We start from the raw sequence: 17,778 nt of genomic DNA, 5'->3' as shown, positions 1-17,778 counted from the left end.
GTGTGACGAGTCGTCCAATACATCGTGAGCTGCCTGAAGATAGCCTGGGGCTATGACGCTGCAGCAGCTCGTGTACTTCCTGGCAGTGGCCCGGACGCGGCACTTCACGCGTGCGGCGGCGGAGGCGCGTGTGGCGCAGCCCTCACTGTCCAAGCAGATCCACGCGTTGGAGAAGGAGCTGGGCGCGGAGCTGTTCAGCCGGGCGCGGGGGAACGTCACGTTGACGCCGGCGGGTGAGGCGCTGCTGCCGGTCGCCGCCCGGATCCTGTCGGATGTGGACACGGCGCGGCTGGAGGTGGCCGAGCTGGTGGGGCTGCGGCGGGGGCGGGTGCGGGTCGGCGCGACGCCGAGCCTGTGCGTCAGCCTGTTCGCGGACGTGATCAAGCGGTACCACGACGCGTACCCCGGGATCCAGGTGTCGGTGACGGAGGGCGGGTCGCGTGACCTGGTCGCGGCGTTGGAGGCGGGGCAGCTCGACCTGGCGCTGGTGATCGTGTCGCCGGCGGACGCGGACCGGGCGTTGACGGTGGTGCCGGTGCTGCGGGAGGAGCTGGTGGTGGCGTCGGCGGCGCCGTTGGGCGTGTCCCGGATGCGGTTGACGGACCTGCGCGAGCAGCCGCTGGTGATGTTCCGGCCGGGGTACGACCTGCGGGAGACGACGTTGGCGGCGTGCCGGCAGGCGGGGTTCGAGCCGCGGTTCGCGGTGGAGGGCGGGGAGATGGACGCCGTGCTGCGGTTCGTGGAGGTGGGGTTGGGGGTGGCGATCGTGCCGAGCACGGTGTTGGCCACGCGGTCGTTGCACGGGACGCCGCTGACCCCGGCGACCACGCGGACGGTGGCGTTGGCGCACCGGACGGACGTGGCGCCGACGTCGGCCGGGCGGGCGTTCCAGAGCGTGCTGCTGGCCTTCCTGCGCGGGGCGGAAATGCCTTCGGGGGTTCACCTGGTGGGGTCGTAGGGTGCTGTGTCGTGCTGATCCGACGCGAGACCACCGCCGACATCCAGGCCGTCCACGACGTGACGGAGGCCGCGTTCGCGGCGCGACCGGGTGGGGAGGTGTGGCTGGTCGACGCGCTCCGGGCGGATCCCGGCTGGATCCCGGCCCTGTCCTTGGTCGCCGAGGTGGACGGCGCGGTGGTCGGGCACGTCGTGTGCACGCGTGGGTCCGTTGGTGACGCTCCCGCGCTGGGCCTCGGCCCGCTGAGCGTGCTGCCCGCCCACCAGCGCTCCGGCGTCGGCAAGGCCCTGATGCACACCGTCCTGGGCGCCGCCGACGCCCTCGACGAGCCCCTCGTGATCCTCCTGGGCGACCCGGCGTACTACTCGCGCTTCGGCTTCGCACTGGCGTCGACCTACGGCATCACCCCGCCGGACCCGGACTGGACCCCGTACTTCCAGGCCCGGGCCCTGTCGGCCTACACGCCCGCCCTCACCGGCCCTTTCACCTACGCCGCGCCGTTCAGCGCCCTGTAGCGAGGGTCACCAGTCCTCGGGCGGTTCCACGAACGCCTTGCCCACGTCACGCGTCAGCGCCAACGCCCGCCGCACCCACTTCTCGCTCGCGCCGGCCATGCCGCACGTCGGTGTCGGCACCGCGTGCGTGCCCAGGATCGACCGCGGGAAACCGAGCCGGTCCACCAGGTCGAGCGCGGGCTGGGCCAGCGACCTCAGCGTCCTCGGCGTGCTCGGGTCGGTGCTCGGGGCCAGGCCCAGGAACAGCTGGGTCTTCTCCTCCCACGCCTCGCCGAGCTCGTCCCACATCGTGTCGTCCAGGATCGTGACGTCGAACGAGACGGCCGTCGCGCCCGCCCGGCGGATCAGCGTGATCGGCGGCTTCGGCGCGCAGCAGTGCACGATCACGTCCGCGTCGAGGCCGTCGATCACGGTCTGGAGCACGGCCCTCGCGTCCGGCTCGGGGACGGCGGCGACCGTGCCGAGCTTGGACGGCGTCGGCAGCAGGCCCTTGAGCACGGCGGGCAGCCCCGGTTCGTCCAGCTGCACGACGACCTTCGCGCCGGTGCGCCTGGCGACCTCGGCGACGTGCCGGTTGAGGCCCTCGACCAGCGACTCGGTGTGCTCGCGCAGCGCGCCCTTGTCGGTCAGCACGCGGTGGCCGCGCGGCAGCTCGACGCTCGCGGCGAGCGTCCACGGCCCGGCGGACTGCACCTTGACCACCGACGGCGGCGCGGGCTCGGCTGCCTCCTCGAACGCGTCCAGGTCGCGGCGCAGCAGGTCGAACGCGCGCCGATGGTCCTTGCCGGGGTGCGCGGCGGTCCGCCAGCCGGACGGGACCACCTCGACCGGCAGGTCGACCAGGAGCGCGGCGGTGCGGCCGATCATGTCCGCGCCGACGCCCCGTGCGGGGAGTTCGGGCAGGTGAGGGAGTTCGGGGAGTTCGCCGAGAACGATCCTGGCAGCCTCCAGCGGGTCGGTTCCGGGTAGCGAGCCGATGCCGGTTGCGGCGCCGGCGGACCAAGGGAGGGCATCCACCCGGACAGTCTCCCACTACGGGCGGTCGACCGTTCGGGCCCGAAAAGGTCTAGACCCATTGACGAGGTGGTCCAGTCCACCTACGGTCACCGTGTCGGTGCCGACGGTGTTCGCGGGCACCGCCACGACGTGGTGTGGGGGCGTGCCGCGCCCCGCGCTCCCCACCACTCCCACCCCGTTCCCCCTGCACGGGAGTAGGTGCCCATGTCCCTCAAGCGCACGAGCCTGGCCGCACTCGCGGCAGGCGTCACCGCCGCCGGTCTGCTGCTGGCCGCCCCCGCGGGCGCCGCGCCGACACCGACGGCCGTGTTCACCCAGGACTCCGCGTGGAGTTCGGGCTACCAGGGCAAGTTCACCGTCACCGCGGGGTCGGGCGCGGTGTCCGGGTGGCAGGTCGAGTTCGACCTGCCGGCGGGCAGCGCGCCCGGCTCGTACTGGGACGCCACGCTGACCAGCAGCGGCTCGCACCACACGTTCACCAACCGCGAGTACAACGGCGGGCTCGCGGCGGGCGCGTCCACGTCGTTCGGGTTCCTGGTCAACGGCACGGGCCTGCCCGCCAACTGCAAGCTCAACGGCCAACCGTGCACCGGCGGCACGACCACGACGACCACGACCACGACCACCACTACGACTTCGGACCAGCCACCCCTACCGGGCAGCCTGAAGTCCGCGCCGTACGTGGACATCACCATGCCGACGCCGTCGCTGGAGTCGGTCGCCCGCGCCACCGGGCAGAAGGTGTTCACGCTCGCCTTCGCGCTCGCGGACAGCAGCGGCTGCAACCCCTCGTGGGGTGGCACGATCCCGTTGAACGACAGCCGGATCGTCAACGACGTGCGTGCGCTGAAGGCGTTGGGCGGTGACGTGATCGTGGCGACCGGCGGCGCCGCCGGGCCGTACCTGGAGTACTCGTGCCCCAGCGCCGACGCGTTGTTGGCGGCGTACAAGAAGGTCCTCGACGCCGTCGGCAGCAACCACCTGGACGTGGACGTCGAGGCCACCATCCCGCACGACATGGTGAACACGGCGTTGAAGCGCCTGCAGACCGAGCGCGGCACGTCGATCAGCTACACGATGCGCGTGCAGGGCGACGACTACGGCATGGACCCGTACTCGGTGCAGATCCTGCAGAACGCGGCGGCCAAGGGCCTGACCGTCCTCGTCAACCCCATGACCATGGAGTTCGGCTCCTCCCGGCCGGACTGGGGTGACGCCGTCATCGCCGCCGCCGAGAGCAGCCTGCGGCAGATGAAGCAGATCTGGCCCGCCAAGTCGGACGCGGAGCTGAAGCGGCTGCTCGGCGTGACACCCATGATCGGCCGCAACTTCAACGGCAAGGTCTTCACCCAGGCTCACGCGCGGAAGCTGGTGGCGTGGGCCAACACGAACCGCATCGGCCTGCTGGGCTTCTGGTCGGTCGGCCGGGACAACGGCGGCTGTCCCGGCGGCGGCATCTCGCCGACGTGCAGCAGCATCAGCCAGACCCAGTACGAGTTCACCAACATCTTCAAAGGCTTCACGACCTGACCTGCACAAACGCTAGTTATTGATCTTGTCAGGCCGTCATCAGGCCGTCCGGAGTTCACTGGGCCGCTGCGGACGGAACACCCGATCCACCGCCGACCGAGCACCCGCAACTCGGTCGGCGGAAGGCGGTTGTATGTCTCGCAGGGCGCATCCCGGATTGGCGTACTCGGATCGGCCAACTCCCGGATCGACACGCCCTGGCCAGCAGCGTCGGGGGCCGACTTGCCGCAACACTCGCCTCCAGACCTTCTGCGCAGGTCGAGCCAGTCGATGACCGGCTTAGTCCACTCGTTTAGCGCACGCCCCGGTACCTGCTTGATACGCAGCATGGCGTCCGCGGTCGATATCAGCAGCAATAGATGTAGACCAAATGCAACTCAGCCTAGGTCCTCGAACTCCGAAACAACGAAGCCATTAGATTTAACCGGCCTCTTCGGGAAATCCTCCCAGTCCACGTCGTAAGCAGAATCGACACGAAACAAGAAGCGCAACGGTTCACCCGATTCGGCAACCTTCGCTCGCGGAACGATGACCTGCGGTCTATTGAGCACCGGAAACCCAAAAAGGTCGATGGCACTCGGACGTGTCAGAACGACTTTAGCCCCACTAGCGCTGCGCAGAGTAACGCGCCGCCTGCCCGTGTTATCTTCGTTTGAACTGTCCATCACGTATACCGATGGATAGAGCCCGCTTGCAACCAACTCGGCAACGCGGCCATCAATTGCGTCTAGTGCGACTCCGATTTTACCGGTATCAGGCACCTCATCAGTGTGGTGCGAGTAACCGTTTCGAACGTCAAGCACTCCCGACTCCGACAAAGAAGAAGCGATCCTTTGGGTCGCCTCGGTGATGAAGTTGCGCGATTGCGCGTCGAGATCCAAAAACGGGAATTTGTGCTGAAAAGGAAACACGAAGGGGTTTGCACCGTACCGAGCTGACCTAGGCCACTCCGATTCAGGACGTAGGTGAACCACTCGCTCGCTTTCAAGTTTCTTCAACACTTTGGCAACGATTCCGTATCCCTCCAGAATGTCACCGAGTGACCACTTCTCGAACCTCTCTACTTTCAGGCCTCCTTGTTGCTCCAGTATCCACGATTGGAAGTAATCTTGCGCCCTAGCCTGCGAATAGTCTAAAACATAAGAGTTACCCCTGTAGTCACGAAGCATAGCCCAGACGATGAAACACAGCGCTCGCTTCAAGATTTCTTCTAAGCCGACGAACAGGTTGATCGAGAGTGCACGGATCTCGTTCGCGTCCGTACGGTCAATAAAAGCCGGAGGGATACTACTGATAAGTTTTTTGAGTGCCGCCACACGGTCATTCAAGTGCTGCAATTCGACACTATTGTCTACAGAAACGAATCCCACATGCCATGCTATAAGCCTAGCAATTTCTTCGTCGGAAGCGTTTGCAAAAACGTCGATGGGGAGCCCCAGGGATAGGAGGGCCACTCTATACGACTTCTCGTCTCGGACTATCAATTTATTAACCAAGGAAGCTGGTTCTTCTAGGTTCAAGGCGCTTGTAAGCTTAGCCCCCGGGGACTCACCTTCATACTCACGAAGAAGCCACCCAAGCCTTTTCTCCGCCATCTGGTCATTCTCGGGGAAACACTCGGATATCAACTTTCGAAGACGTACCGGTGCGAGCCGAACGCTAGGTGCGTGACGAACACCCAGATGCGATATCTGCATTCTTCCCGACAGGCCACTAGGGGCCTCGGCAACGATCCGCGCGTAGCGAATCTCCGCTCGAGCAACTTCGATATCGCTGCTCCATACCATTCGGTTCAGCGTTTCGTGAACCTCAGAATCGCCTGCCAGGAGAATCACTTGAAGCAACTGCCCCTCGCTCAACTGACCGGCGAAAGTACCAGCATCCTTAACCACTTCTCCCAGCTTCAAGCACTCAGCCCGTAGATGCCCTCCCGGCGCATCGAGAAGGCGTACAAGGAGTTTGCGGATCTCGTCAATAGTGAGACACTCGAACAAGAAGAACGGCAAGTCTGAGTTATTGAACCAACTGAATGGGGGAATATGCTTGGATTGCACCTCAAGCACAGCTTCGCGGTACTCGACGTTGACCTTATGAAGCTTCGCCACCTTCGATCGCAGCTTCCCTATGGCCTTCGAGACACCTGAGTCTGCCGTCGAGAGATGAACCGAATGCACACGATCACACTCAATGTCATCACAGTGATAAGAAGGGACTACGATGCGTGGCCTGATAATCCTCCACTGCTTCGACTCGACCAGACCGTACGGCCCGGCTACATATGGTCCGATCTGGAATACACCGAGCGGTAGACGATCAAGCAATCGCAAGGTGTCTTCATGACTCGGATGCGCTGACCCATGGAAAGATGATGAACTGACTGCGTCGTATAGCTTTCTTCCGTATATCCACGGAAACCTGATCTTGCTACGCTTGATCTCCGATGAAATAGCACTCCGCAAGCTGTCAATCTCGGTCTCATTGGCGTCGATCAGCAGTTCATCGCCCGCCCACATGGTCATATATGCAGCAAGTTCTCCCTCCATCAGCGATATACCTTCACCTTTAGCCTGATTCGCAAGAGTCCGACCTTTAGTGGAAAGCTTGATCGAGGCGGAAAGGGTGACGGGAGGCTTATACTTGTCATCAACGATGCAACTACCCAAGAAGTCGGCCAGGTAATAGCATCGCAACAGTGATTCAGCCTCGACAGATTCAATGGGTCTGACACTATGATCGTTAGTCTCGATGCTCATTGGGACGCTCCAATCCACCGCTATGCCACCCTCATCGGCTCAACATCACAAAGCGTTACTTAAGTTGAGTAACGATGTCCCACCGTGAACGCGCTGCGTGTGTACCCAGCGGAGCCGTCCTGAGTCCGAAGGGGAGGGTGAGTTGGAGGACCGGGTCTGGGCAGGCCGATGACCTTTGACGTCTCCGCTGAGTGTCCTTCCACGCGTGGGACCGTCCAGGGTCCTCGTGCGAACATCGATGTTCACTAACGAAGCGGGCTTACGCTGTCCGGACCGTCCGATTAGGACGGAAGACTCGATCCACCGCCGACCGAGCACGCCCGTAGCTCGACGGCAGGAGATGGGTGTACGTCCGCAGCGTGAACCCTGGATCGGCGTGACCGAGGAACTCGGCCAGCTCCTTGATCGAGACGCCTTGGCCGAGCAGCGTCGAGGCGTAGAAGTGCCTCAGCGCGTGCATCCCGTCCCCCTTGGTCGTGTAGGTCAGTCCGGCCCGCTTGAAGGCCGGCTTCCAGACCACCTCGTTGAAGGCGCTCCCTGAGTACGGCACGCCCTGGTTTCCGACCATCAGCAGCCGGACCGTGACCGGCCGTCCGGACGGTTGGAGCCATGGCAGGGTGACCGCCACGGGCTCGAAGTTCTCCGCGTAGGAGTCCAGGCCCTCCAGGACACCACTCGATAGAGGGACCACCCGCGTCTTGTCGCCCTTCGGCGGCGCAAAGACCAGCTGCTTGTCAATCACCCTGATCTGTCGGGCGAGGTTGATCAGCATGTCGTCACGGTTCAAGTCGTCCATCGAGAACCCGAGGATTTCGCCCTGCCGCATCCCACAGCCCGCGCCGAGCTGGGCAGTCGGCTTGAACCGCGCTGGTAGGGCGAGCTGGACCGCCCGAAGCCTGGCTTCCGGCCACGGGACGATCTTGCGGGTGCTGGGCTTGGGCTTCTTGACGCTCTGCGCCTTGCACGGGTTGACCCGGATCTTCCGGTCCTCGACAGCCGCGTTGAGGATGGACGACAGGATGTCGAAGTACACCGCCTGGGTGGAGACCTCCAGCTTGCGTTCCCGCAGCCACGCGAGCCAGTTGCGGACCACTTCGGCGTTGACCGAGCCGACGTTGCGCGTCTCGAAGAACGGGTAGAGCTGGCTCTTGAGCCGACTCCGCAGCGTCTGCTGGGTGGCCGCGTCCTGTGACTGGCCCTTGAGCCAGTTCTCGGCGTAGGTCTTGAAGTTGACCTTCCCGGCGTCCTGGTCGATGTAGGTGCCCGACAAGACGTTGTGCTGCATCTCGGTCAGGAACGCCTGCGCCTTGCGGAGCTGCTTGTCCGGGAACGACTCGGACTTCTCGTTGCCGTCCGGGTCGAAGTACCGGACCTTGTACCGGTCGCCCTTGCCCCACCTCTCCGGGTCGCGTTCCTTGGTTCGCTTCCCCTTGGCGTCGAGTACTGGCGCGCCATTCTCATCGCGCTTGACGCGCATCCAGCGATCTTGGATGTGTCCTGCCATGACGTTCCCCCTTGCTAGGCCGCAGCCGGGTCGGTTTCCTGCTCGTCCAGCCAGTCCCGGATGTCCTCCGGCCGATAGCGGACGTGCTTGCCGAGGCGGACGAACCGAGGGCCGTAGCCCTTGTGCCGCCACTGGCGCAACGTGGTCTCCGGAAGGCCGAGGAAGTCCGCGAGGTCGGTCGGCTTCCAGAGCACTTCGATGACGATGTGACGCGGTCGATCGGACATAACTCCCCCAATTCCCCTGGTCAGGCAGCTATGGACCCAGTTGCCGAAACATCTGCGGCAGGTGGCGAGCCCGAAGCGGCCAACATCGCGCGGTCGTACTCGGCCTTCCACCGGGTCCGCTCCGCGATGGCGCGCATGAGCAGGTGCGCCCGTGGTGGCACGTTCGGGTCACCGGGCCGCACCTTGTGCCAGACGAGCTGGGAGGTGTCGGGTTCCGGCTTCTCGATGCCCACGGCCTTGAGCGCCTCCATGACGAAGCGCTTTCGATCGGCCCGGTGATCGGCGAGCGTCTTGCCCGACCACTTCCGCGACACCAGCACCCGCCGACCGGGCAGGCCAAGGGTGGTTCGGCGGTGTGCGCGCCCCTTGCAGTGGCCCGGTCTGGTCCGGGAGCCCGCTCCGTGTGGTTGGACGCCGTAGAGCAGCCACACGGGGCAGCGGTCGGAGCAGGGCGTCACAGCCAGCTCGTCCGCCAGGCGGTCAGCGTGCCGTCGTTGCCGGTCGGTGGTCTGCTCGACCACTTCTCCGATGGACTTGGTGAGGTACTTGGTCAGGTAGCCGATGTGGCGTCCGGCTTCCTCCGAGCCGCCGAGGATGCCCTTGGAGTGGACCTGACGACCGAAGGTCACCACGTGGGCCGGTTCGTCCACGGCCTCGACCGCGTCCGCCCAGGCCGTCAACGGCGTGCGTGTGTCCGGGTCGACGAACGCCTCCGCCCGCGCGTCCCAGACCGGCAGGTGCTCACCGCTGTAGACCCGCTCGTCGTGGCTGGGCCACCACACCTGGTGATACGTGGCCGCCGTGACGAGCCGGATGGTCTCGTGCGGGATCGAACCGCGGACTGCCGCGTGCAGGTGCGGCGCCGCTCGCTTCTGTGGCTCGACCGTGGCGAAGTACTGCACGTCCCAGCCGACGACCCGCCGCAGGTTCTGCCACCACCGGTCCACCAGCGAGGCGAAGTGCACCGCGTCCCGAGCCGCCCGCCGGTAGTCGTACGTGTCCGGGTCCACGGGTGTGCTGTCATCGCGCACCCGTCCGTAGGTGTCGAGGGTGAGCGTGACGAACATCGAGGGCCGGAACCCTCCCGCGTACTCCCGGCCCACGGTGCGCTTCTCGACCCGCCGCCGAGGCAGATTCGGAGCGTCCTGCCGACGCTTGGTCGACCGCTTCACCGGCCGCTTGGCAGGTGCGTCGGGCGAGGGGAAGCGGCCCCGGACACCGAGTTGCCGAAGTTCCGCGTCGACGCCGTGGATCTCCTCCCGCAACTCGTCAGCGTCGCCCGCCTCACCGGTCTCGACCGCCTCCCGGTACGCCTTGACCAGATCGGCCCGGAACGTCAACAGCTCCTTCTGATCCTTGGTGGGTCGCTCGGGGGTGAAGTCGGGTTCCTCGGCCATGTGCCAGCCCTCACGGCACTGGGCCATGCGCAACGCCTTGGCCTTCTTCGCACACGGCGCACAGACGCTCTCGACCGTCGACCCACACGGCACCGCGACGTAGCGCACTTCGTACGTGGCCCGGTCCTCGACTTCCATCGTGAACGGCCGCACGCACACGCCGTACTTCTCGGCCGCAGCCTTGGCCACGTCCAGCGCGATGGGCTGCCGCATCCGCTCAGCGCGAGTCTCACCGCTCATGCCGCCGCCCTTCCCTCAGTGCCCTCAGACCGGTCCGGGAAGTCGTGCACCGTGGCACCGGCCAGGAACACACCCAGCTCGACCAGGTCGGCATCCGTGACGTGGAACGCCCGAGCCCGATCCGGCTCCCGTTGTCCGTCCTCCTTGATCCAAGCGACGCCGGGGGTGTTCTCGCTGATCTCGTGAGCCGCAGCGCCGCGCTGGCGAACGCCGTCGCCAAGGACCATGTCCACCTGCTGTGGCTCATCCAGCCGTAGCGCCACACGGGTGGAGAACAGGTGCCGGAAGGAGACGACCTCCTTGCGCGGGTCCTGGACCAGGCCCACCAGGGCATAGCCGGGTGCACGGCCCTGTGAGGTGATGGTCTGGATTGCCCGCACCGCTCGTTCGCGGAGCTGCTTGTCCGGCTGGTAGGCGATCAGGTCGGCCAGCTCATCGACCACCAGGACCGTGAACGGCTCCCCGGTCGATCGTGCCCACAGCCGCCGGACACCCCGGTATCGCGTCGCCCGTTCCTTGACCTCTGCGGCGATTTCCTCAAGCAGGACAACGGCTTCCGGGCCGTTGTCGTACACGACGCGGTCGAACGCGTCCGGGCACTGCCCGAGTTCCATTCCGCCCTTCGGATCGATCCCCACGAGCCGCACCAGGCGCGCCCGCACCGCCGGAGCGAGCTGCCACACCAGCGACCACAGCACCGAGCCCTTGCCCGCACCTGGCACGCCGACGACGAGCACCTGAGACCCGAGCAGCCGCAGTCGCCACGGCTTGCCCGTCTCGGTCCGGCCGACCACCACCCGCTTGAGATCCACCTCCGCATCCGTCAACGCCGGGACGGTCAGAGGACGCAGCAGCGGGTCACGGTGGACGAAATCCAGCTCAATCACCCTCGGACGCAGCACCCGCACCCGACACGAGTGAGCACCGAACGAGTGCGCCAGGCCATCCCGACGCAGCTCCCACGCCTCCGGCGACTGAGCAGGCACCATCCGCACCCGAACTCGATCCCGCCAGCCCTCAGAGCGGACCCGACGCAGCTTCGGCCGGTACTCACGGCCACGGTCCCGCTTGGCCAGGTCAGCCAGCCGCATCACCGAGCGCCACTTCGGCACGTAGACCGTCGCCCGTCGCCACTCGGTGACCAGCCGGTACCAGCCGTGCCGCAGAAACGACGCACGATCCAATCCCGCCCAGATGGTCAGTGCCGCGACCAGTGACAACAGCGCTAGCACCAGCGGCGAGAGGCCGAACCGCCACCAGCACCAGGCCGCCGACGCCGGCACCAGCGTGACCACCGGGTACCGGACGACGATGAGCACCAGGCGCACGACGCCGACCAGGCCGAGCCAGGCCAGCATCACCAGCGCGGCGAGCCACTTGGCCTTGCCCGGCACCAGCGCCCACCACGGCACCCGAGGCCGCACACCCTCGAACGGAGCCGGGTCCACCCACTTGCCGCCCATCACGCACGCCCCAGGGGGGCGAAGATCAGCGGCAGCCAGCCCAGACAGGAGCAGCAGACGAGCTGGTTGGGCGCGTAGACGCCGAACCGCTTGCACGCCCCGCAGGGGCGACCGTTGGACAGCTTCCACACAGACGGGGCACCACGCCGACTTGACGCGCGGCCCCCACGTACCGATAGCCTTGACATGACCGGAACCCCTTGTGTGTCAACAAAAGCGCGCGAGAATGACCGGTCGTTGTGTCGTCGGTGAACTGCTCCAGGCCCGCCAAGACTTGAGGTCCGTTCACCGACGACCACGACCGACAGGTCAGTGATCGTCTTCAGTTGTCACCCGACAGCGCGGGCGGACACCGCCGCGTCCGATGCCCGCCCACACCACCGGCTAGCTAGTAGCCGAGCGGGTCAGGCATCCAGCGCAACCAGGCCGCGAGACCGCCGAGGGTGATCTTGAACCGCGTTTCCTCGCGCTCCTCCCCGCCGTCCTCCCGCCACTCGTGCGCCGTGGCGTGACCGGCCGCGACCAAGTCCAGGCAGGCCAGCCGCACCATCTCCTCAGCCGCGCCCGCCGCCGTCACCAAGTCCTCGATCGCCCACGCCCGTGACGGCACCAACACCAGCGCATCCGCCACCCGGTACACCACCGGGAACGAGTAGCCCACCAACTCGCCACGCGCCCGGTCCTCGTCCGACAAACGCGACCCCATCACCGGCATCAACCGTGGATCACGCCACATATCCGCATCTCGCAACCAGTCGTGCGCCACGACCGGCCCACCCCAGTAGGCGAGCCCTTCGGGCGACAGACGATGCCGCTGCGCGGACGCCGCACTCCGCGAAGGTCCCTTATCGACCGTCAGGTGCCCCAGCTCGACCAGGTCACGGCAGATGTCACGCACTGGGGAGTACGGCACCTTCGCCGCCTTCTCCAACGCCCGCACCGACCACTCCTCGTGCGGGTAGCCGACGATGTGCCGCATCACCGCCTCGAACATGAACGGCGCGTACCCGGCATCGGACAACTCCGCCAGCGGCAACCCCTCCCCGACGACACGAGCCAACCCGCCACCGGCGTGGCCACGACTCCGCTGCACATCCCGATCAACGCTCATCCGTCTCGATCCCCTCCGCCTTGGCACGCTCGCGCTTGGCCCAATACAGCGCCTCGTGGTGATGACCCCGATCGACTTCCGCGACCCGCGCGTACACCTCGGCCGATCGCGTGTAGAACTCCCGCCACATGTCAGGTGGTGCGTCGGGACCGGGCATGAGATGCGTCAACGCCTCGTGGGCGTGCTTGAGCGACGTCACCGCGTACGCCGCTGCCCACCGGTCAGGCTTGGTCTTCGCCACGACCGCTCACCCCCTCGACCGGCGCGTGCACGCGATGACCACCGGCCTGCCGATCACCACCGGCAACGCGCTCGTTGACGTCGGCCTGGTGGTCGAACGTCTCGGCCGCGTGCAACGCCGCCGCCTTGGCCCACCACGGCGTGCTCTCCAACGCCGCGAGCTGCCTCCACAACCACGCCACCCGCCGATAGGTCGGCGCGATCCGAGCCGCAGCCGCCGGATCATCGGCCGCGACGTACCGATTCGCCTCGTGCGCCTCCGTGTAGGCCCGGTACGCCGCCTGCCACTGCACCGTCAGTTGCTGAAGATCCGACACGGCTCACGCGGCCTTGGCCTCGGCGCTGCCACCGTTCGCCTTGCCACCGGCCGGAGCCGAACCAGCCGCCTTACCCACCGCCCGGAACCCGGTCGCCCGAAACAGGAACGACTGGTACTTGAACTCACCGTTGCCCGCAATGCGCGGCTCAGCCGTCAGCCCTTCCAACTCAACCGGCCGCATCCCCGGCAACACCTCACCGGTCGTCGGCACCGGCTGAACGTCGGCCAGCAACGTAATCTCGAAGCTCTTGCGCTTGGCGTTGGGCTCGTGCGGATCGGTGACCGTGACCTTCCACTGCCTCTTACCGGTCGCCTCGTCCACCCGCTGACGCACCGGCCGACCGGCCGCCCTCTCGTCACGCGTCTGGTACTCCGTGTCCGGCATGACCTCCCCGACCATCACCAGGCCCTGAGGGAACGCGTCATCGAACGAGACGGGGAACCGGTACCCCTTGCTGATCGCCATCGGCTTCACTCCTCTGACTGGTGCCGCTGTGTCGCGGCTTGCCCATTCAGATTCGTTGGCCAATGGTCCCGTCCCAGGTCCGCAGCGGTCTCACCTACCGCGCCCAGGCCGCGTGTCGATCTCAACGAGTCTCGTCTTGGTCTCGTCCCGGTGCTAGCCTCGACCGAAGGAACCACGTGGGGGGAGACCACATGGCCACAGAGTCCACTCTCTTGAGAGTCCTGCTCCGACAACGCCACATGCAGGGCTACCGCACCTTCTGCAAGGAGTACGACCGCGTCGCCAAACAACTCGACACCGACCTGATCGGCCGCTACCCCAGCAAAGCCCAGTTCTACCGCTGGCTGTCCGGCGACCTACTCGGCCTGCCCTACGCCGACCACTGCCGCATCCTCGAAAAGATGTTCCCCGGCTGGACCGCCGAACAACTCCTGTCCCCACACGAGGGCGACACCGACAGCCTCATCACCCCACCCCAACGAACCGCGGCCACCACCCACCCCGTACCGCGCCCGGTCCAGATGCCCCAACAGGCCCGCCTGGCCGACGTCACCGCCGTCTACCCAAGCCGCTCCGAGTTCCTGCACAACATCACCCCACGCGACCTCTTCGAAGGCGCGCGAACCATCGACATCGCAGGCCTGTCCCTCAACGTCCTGTGCCAGCAGTACTCCGACAAGGCCCTACTCGACTCCATCGAAACCGGCACCACCATCAAGGCCCTCTTCCTCGACCCCAACGGCCACAACATCACCGCCCGCGAACACGAAGAGGGCCTACCCGAAGGCCACCTCTCCATGCTCACCCGCCTCAACATCGAAGCCCTACGCCGAGTCGGAGCCAAGGTCTCACCCGACGCACGCGGCCAGCTCCACATCCGCGTCTACGACGAACCACTCCGCTACAACATCCTCATCACCGACCAGGCCAAATGCGTGGTCCAGCCCTACTTGCCCGACGCCCGAGGCGTCGAGTCCCCCACCCTCGTGATCGAGAAGGACGATGCGGTACCAGGCCTCTTCGCCACCTTCTCCCAGGTGTTCGACTCCATGTGGAACCGCGCAAAGGAGCCCGCGTGAAGCGACCACTCGACCAACTGACCGAGATCGCGCAAAAGGCTGTCGCCATTGGCAATGACCTTATCAAACATATGCGCCCGCAGAGCATCACTGAGAAGTCAGATCGCGATACCTATACCGATGTGGACGTTCGCATCGAACGGAAGGTCCGAGCCTATCTAGCCGAGACCACGCCGGAGATCGGGTTCATCGGCGAGGAAGAGGGAATCAGCGACCTGACTATCGATAGTGAGTACGTCTGGCTACTTGACCCAATCGACGGAACCGCAAACTTCGTGCACGGCATACCACTATGCGCGGTGCAGCTTGCACTTATGTTTCAAAACGAGGCAGTGGTTGCTGCGATTAGCCTCCCGTATACGGACATGCATTATCACGCAACTAAAGGCATGGGCGCCTTCCGTGACGGAATGCGACTCAGAGTCAGCTCGGGGCGGGAGTTGGCGAAATCCATTATTTCTATAGGCGATTATGCAACCGGCGAAAAAGCTACTGAGAAAAACGAGACCCGCATGCGACTTACTTCCCTCCTCGCAGAGAAGGTCGAACGTATTCGGATGTTCGGTTCAGCAGCTCACGATTTGGCTTGGCTGGCCGAAGGACGAACCGACGCAGCAGTCATTCTTTCTAATAATACCCTCGACATGGCCGGTGGCGTGCTTATGGCTCGCGAAGCGGGAGCTACCGTGACCAACGTCGCAGGAGATCCATACACGATTGAGTCGCAAAGCATGATGGCCGCCACGCCAGGAATTATTAAAGATTTGAATCGAATCGGAGCGACTCTGGCACAGAGAAGCTAAACCAGCGGTTCACCTTTTGTTGCTCGTGCGACAAACTCATGCAGTTCACCCGGAGCAAACCCTCGATTTGCCATTTCTTTAAGGATGCCGTTGATCAGCAGAACAGGCGGACCAAGGTCGCCTTCTTTGACAAAACGCGATAGAAGGTCTTTCCCTGGAAAAAGTGTGACCCAGCCGTCAGCATCGCCCGAAAAGCATGCTGCGACCTCACCCAACCATGAGTCGATTTTCGATTCAAGCTTCGACCATTTGAGTTGTTCACTTATTACCTCGGACACACCGGCTGTGCGGCGGTGTACGTACTCTTTAAGTGTTTGCAGACGCTCTTCTAGAAAGGATCCGTCTTCAGCCACCAGAGGCTTGCCAGCATTGAGCTTAGGCAATGAAAAGTCCTGCGGTGCGACAATTTGGTTTAACCTGTAGGCGACCAGAGAAGAGGCTACCTCTCCGGACATCTGTCGTGCTAATGCACCGAATCGATCTCGCCAGTATGAACTTGGCTGCCTGATATCATACATATCTGCAAGCACATCTGCAATTATATCGAACTCAAGCAGGTAGTTTTCGATCTGACACCTGCTTAGGACATGAATTTTCCCTCGACTCTTAGACTTATACTTCTCAACCATCCCTTCCGTAAGGTAATCGCGATCCCTTACAAGGTAGAATTGAACCCATGCGAACGTGTCTTCAAGAAGCGCGAGAATTGCAGAATTGACCCGTAGATGACTTTCGACGCCACCTACTGGCACGATTTTTATTGATGAACCACTATCAGGGAAGAGTCGCGTAAAGGTTTTCCTATCGGCAGAAGTAGCCTGCCCTTCGGAGAAGACCAAAGTTCGACCCACGCCTACATAGCCGGTATCACCAAAAAGGTGGCGAAGACTCGATACTTGCGAGGTGTGTTCGCTTTCTACTGAGACAGATATGGCGCCATCCTCAAGTGATCGAGACATGTAGAAGACCTTGTCGCGGCCCACTTCATCGATAATCTCGGCATTATGGGTCGCCATCCATACTTGACTACCTGGCGACACTCTTTGCACTTCCCTTACGAGTGCCCTACTCAACTGGGGATGCAAGTGCAGTTCAGGTTCGTCAATTAGGATTACAGCATTCCTCACACTGTGGCGTATGAAAAACGAAAGGAGTAGGAAGACCTCTTTTTCTCCCGAGGAAAGTTCATTAAATGCTATTACGTGACCCGAAGGCAAAGAGATAAATAGATCGGTTGGGATACCTGCCTCTTGATCGGCGAACGAGTATCCCGGAAACACGCGATCGAGTAGATCGGTATACGGATCAAGAGGGTCAGGAGGGTAGTCTCGTATGCTGGCTTCTCCGGCACGCTCAAGCTTAGTTACGCGTCCAAGTTCTGCGTTGTGGTGGTAGCTTAGCTGCGTCAAGTGATTATAGATGTCTTGATACTGCTGATCAGGGGAACGAAACGAATACTGATCAGCATGAGCCGCGAGGCGGGTACTGCCGTAGTTAAATACCTCCTGCCTATCAAAGTAGCGTCGCGAGCCTCCCCTGTCTGCCCTAATGAAGAGACCTACTGACCGCTGGTAATACTGCCGAAGGTACGCACCTATACGTTGACATGCGTAAGCCGGTTGGTCTTGAACAAGCCCCAGGTCGAAGGTGACGTCCAACGAGCGCGTGGAGATGGCTCGATCCACCATCTCCACAGCTATCCCAGTAGAGGACGGCTCGATTCTTTTGAGAAAATCAATCTCGCTGTCGCGAAAGCCGAAAGTTACGACACCTCGAAAATCTGTGCTGCTGCCGCGGCTCGGCTCGAAATGGTTTCCGAGTACCGTAGAGGTTACGTAAGCGATAAGCTCGAGAACTGATGACTTTCCGCCACCATTAGGACCGGTAAGAGCCACTAGTTCAGCCAAGCTGCCCGGCTCTTCAAAAGGCCCAAACTCTACGTCTCTAATATTCCGGAACTCATATATTTTAACGCGCTTAACGTACATTTTGGCCTGTCCCTTGTGATTTTACTTTTTACCGAAGTGCAGCCTACTGCCGAACTTGGCTCTATGGGATCAAGGCGCGCCGCCTGCGGCGGCGCGCGGGGCGGTCTGGCGCACGTTGGCACCGACTCCCCGCATCACGGCACGCCGGGCTTCCGCTTCGCTCCGCCC

At 63.7% G+C, this 17,778-nt stretch carries 16 protein-coding genes; 5 read left to right on the top strand and 11 right to left on the bottom strand.

The features are described 5' to 3' along the window. The first annotated feature begins 52 nt into the window (after positions 1 to 52). Together AB0H12_RS05255 and AB0H12_RS05250 are read left to right on the top strand one after the other, a co-directional pair. A complete protein-coding gene (locus AB0H12_RS05255) occupies positions 53 to 958 on the top strand; it encodes a LysR family transcriptional regulator (RefSeq protein WP_230567794.1) in 906 nt (301 codons plus the stop codon). Between the two features lie 11 nt (positions 959 to 969). After that, positions 970 to 1,473: a GNAT family N-acetyltransferase gene (locus AB0H12_RS05250; RefSeq protein WP_499621004.1), complete on the top strand. Its 504-nt coding sequence runs from the start codon at positions 970 to 972 to the stop codon at positions 1,471 to 1,473. 6 nt (positions 1,474 to 1,479) lie between these two features. Here AB0H12_RS05250 and AB0H12_RS05245 read toward each other — a convergent pair whose 3' ends face one another. After that, positions 1,480 to 2,490, bottom strand: coding sequence for a methionine synthase (locus AB0H12_RS05245; RefSeq protein ID WP_499621002.1), 1,011 nt, complete (start codon positions 2,488 to 2,490; stop codon positions 1,480 to 1,482). Positions 2,491 to 2,694: 204 nt separating this feature from the next. On the opposite strand from AB0H12_RS05245, the gene AB0H12_RS05240 reads away from it, so the two are divergent. Beyond that, positions 2,695 to 4,020 (top strand): glycoside hydrolase family 18 protein, encoded by a 1,326-nt coding sequence (locus AB0H12_RS05240; protein WP_499621000.1) that lies wholly within the window; start codon positions 2,695 to 2,697, stop codon positions 4,018 to 4,020. A gap of 377 nt (positions 4,021 to 4,397) precedes the next feature. Here the strand turns inward: AB0H12_RS05240 and AB0H12_RS05235 are convergent, their stop codons facing one another. The 9 genes from AB0H12_RS05235 to AB0H12_RS05195 form a co-directional block, all read right to left on the bottom strand. After that, positions 4,398 to 6,773, bottom strand: a complete 2,376-nt coding sequence (locus AB0H12_RS05235; protein WP_499620998.1) for a hypothetical protein — start codon at positions 6,771 to 6,773, stop codon at positions 4,398 to 4,400. Positions 6,774 to 7,032: 259 nt separating this feature from the next. Next, on the bottom strand, positions 7,033 to 8,250 hold the full coding sequence (locus tag AB0H12_RS05230; RefSeq protein ID WP_499620997.1) for a tyrosine-type recombinase/integrase: 1,218 nt from the start codon (positions 8,248 to 8,250) through the stop codon (positions 7,033 to 7,035). Positions 8,251 to 8,291: 41 nt separating this feature from the next. Further along, complete coding sequence (locus tag AB0H12_RS05225; protein ID WP_499620995.1) at positions 8,292 to 8,471, bottom strand: helix-turn-helix transcriptional regulator; 180 nt, start codon at positions 8,469 to 8,471, stop codon at positions 8,292 to 8,294. Between the two features lie 53 nt (positions 8,472 to 8,524). After that, positions 8,525 to 10,141: a replication initiator gene (locus tag AB0H12_RS05220; RefSeq protein ID WP_499620994.1), complete on the bottom strand. Its 1,617-nt coding sequence runs from the start codon at positions 10,139 to 10,141 to the stop codon at positions 8,525 to 8,527. Then, positions 10,138 to 11,604, bottom strand: coding sequence for an FtsK/SpoIIIE domain-containing protein (locus tag AB0H12_RS05215; RefSeq protein ID WP_499620993.1), 1,467 nt, complete (start codon positions 11,602 to 11,604; stop codon positions 10,138 to 10,140). Before AB0H12_RS05215 ends, AB0H12_RS05220 begins: the two co-directional genes overlap by 4 nt. Before the next feature lie 388 nt (positions 11,605 to 11,992). After that, on the bottom strand, positions 11,993 to 12,664 hold the full coding sequence (locus tag AB0H12_RS05210; protein ID WP_499620992.1) for a hypothetical protein: 672 nt from the start codon (positions 12,662 to 12,664) through the stop codon (positions 11,993 to 11,995). A gap of 40 nt (positions 12,665 to 12,704) precedes the next feature. Then, positions 12,705 to 12,956, bottom strand: a complete 252-nt coding sequence (locus tag AB0H12_RS05205) for an AMED_5909 family protein (protein WP_499620991.1) — start codon at positions 12,954 to 12,956, stop codon at positions 12,705 to 12,707. After that, positions 12,937 to 13,272 (bottom strand): hypothetical protein, encoded by a 336-nt coding sequence (locus AB0H12_RS05200; protein WP_499620989.1) that lies wholly within the window; start codon positions 13,270 to 13,272, stop codon positions 12,937 to 12,939. Before AB0H12_RS05200 ends, AB0H12_RS05205 begins: the two co-directional genes overlap by 20 nt. A gap of 3 nt (positions 13,273 to 13,275) precedes the next feature. After that, complete coding sequence (locus tag AB0H12_RS05195) at positions 13,276 to 13,740, bottom strand: hypothetical protein (RefSeq protein ID WP_499620988.1); 465 nt, start codon at positions 13,738 to 13,740, stop codon at positions 13,276 to 13,278. A gap of 191 nt (positions 13,741 to 13,931) precedes the next feature. On the opposite strand from AB0H12_RS05195, the gene AB0H12_RS05190 reads away from it, so the two are divergent. Continuing rightward, positions 13,932 to 14,819: a DUF5919 domain-containing protein gene (locus AB0H12_RS05190; protein ID WP_499620987.1), complete on the top strand. Its 888-nt coding sequence runs from the start codon at positions 13,932 to 13,934 to the stop codon at positions 14,817 to 14,819. Beyond that, positions 14,816 to 15,622, top strand: coding sequence for an inositol monophosphatase family protein (locus tag AB0H12_RS05185; RefSeq protein ID WP_499620986.1), 807 nt, complete (start codon positions 14,816 to 14,818; stop codon positions 15,620 to 15,622). The genes AB0H12_RS05190 and AB0H12_RS05185 overlap by 4 nt, the downstream gene beginning before the upstream one ends. Here the strand turns inward: AB0H12_RS05185 and AB0H12_RS05180 are convergent. Continuing rightward, on the bottom strand, positions 15,619 to 17,610 hold the full coding sequence (locus tag AB0H12_RS05180) for an AAA family ATPase (protein ID WP_499620985.1): 1,992 nt from the start codon (positions 17,608 to 17,610) through the stop codon (positions 15,619 to 15,621). The genes AB0H12_RS05185 and AB0H12_RS05180 overlap by 4 nt on opposite strands. Between the last annotated feature and the right edge of the window lie 168 nt (positions 17,611 to 17,778).

This window comes from Actinosynnema sp. NPDC023794, from assembly GCF_040639675.1.
Classification (GTDB): domain Bacteria; phylum Actinomycetota; class Actinomycetes; order Mycobacteriales; family Pseudonocardiaceae; genus Actinosynnema; species Actinosynnema luteola.
This window is presented reverse-complemented; position numbering and strand designations above follow the sequence as displayed.

What these genes read in the sequence shown, in the direction of transcription:
- AB0H12_RS05255 (WP_230567794.1), top strand. Translation starts at nt 53, where the DNA reads ATGACGCTGCAGCAGCTCGTGTACTTCCTGGCAGTGGCCCGGACGCGG.
- AB0H12_RS05180 (WP_499620985.1), bottom strand. Translation starts at nt 17,610, where the DNA reads ATGTACGTTAAGCGCGTTAAAATATATGAGTTCCGGAATATTAGAGAC.
- AB0H12_RS05235 (WP_499620998.1), bottom strand. Translation starts at nt 6,773, where the DNA reads ATGAGCATCGAGACTAACGATCATAGTGTCAGACCCATTGAATCTGTC.
- AB0H12_RS05215 (WP_499620993.1), bottom strand. Translation starts at nt 11,604, where the DNA reads ATGGGCGGCAAGTGGGTGGACCCGGCTCCGTTCGAGGGTGTGCGGCCT.
- AB0H12_RS05230 (WP_499620997.1), bottom strand. Translation starts at nt 8,250, where the DNA reads ATGCGCGTCAAGCGCGATGAGAATGGCGCGCCAGTACTCGACGCCAAG.
- AB0H12_RS05190 (WP_499620987.1), top strand. Translation starts at nt 13,932, where the DNA reads ATGGCCACAGAGTCCACTCTCTTGAGAGTCCTGCTCCGACAACGCCAC.
- AB0H12_RS05220 (WP_499620994.1), bottom strand. Translation starts at nt 10,141, where the DNA reads ATGAGCGGTGAGACTCGCGCTGAGCGGATGCGGCAGCCCATCGCGCTG.
- AB0H12_RS05195 (WP_499620988.1), bottom strand. Translation starts at nt 13,740, where the DNA reads ATGGCGATCAGCAAGGGGTACCGGTTCCCCGTCTCGTTCGATGACGCG.
- AB0H12_RS05240 (WP_499621000.1), top strand. Translation starts at nt 2,695, where the DNA reads ATGTCCCTCAAGCGCACGAGCCTGGCCGCACTCGCGGCAGGCGTCACC.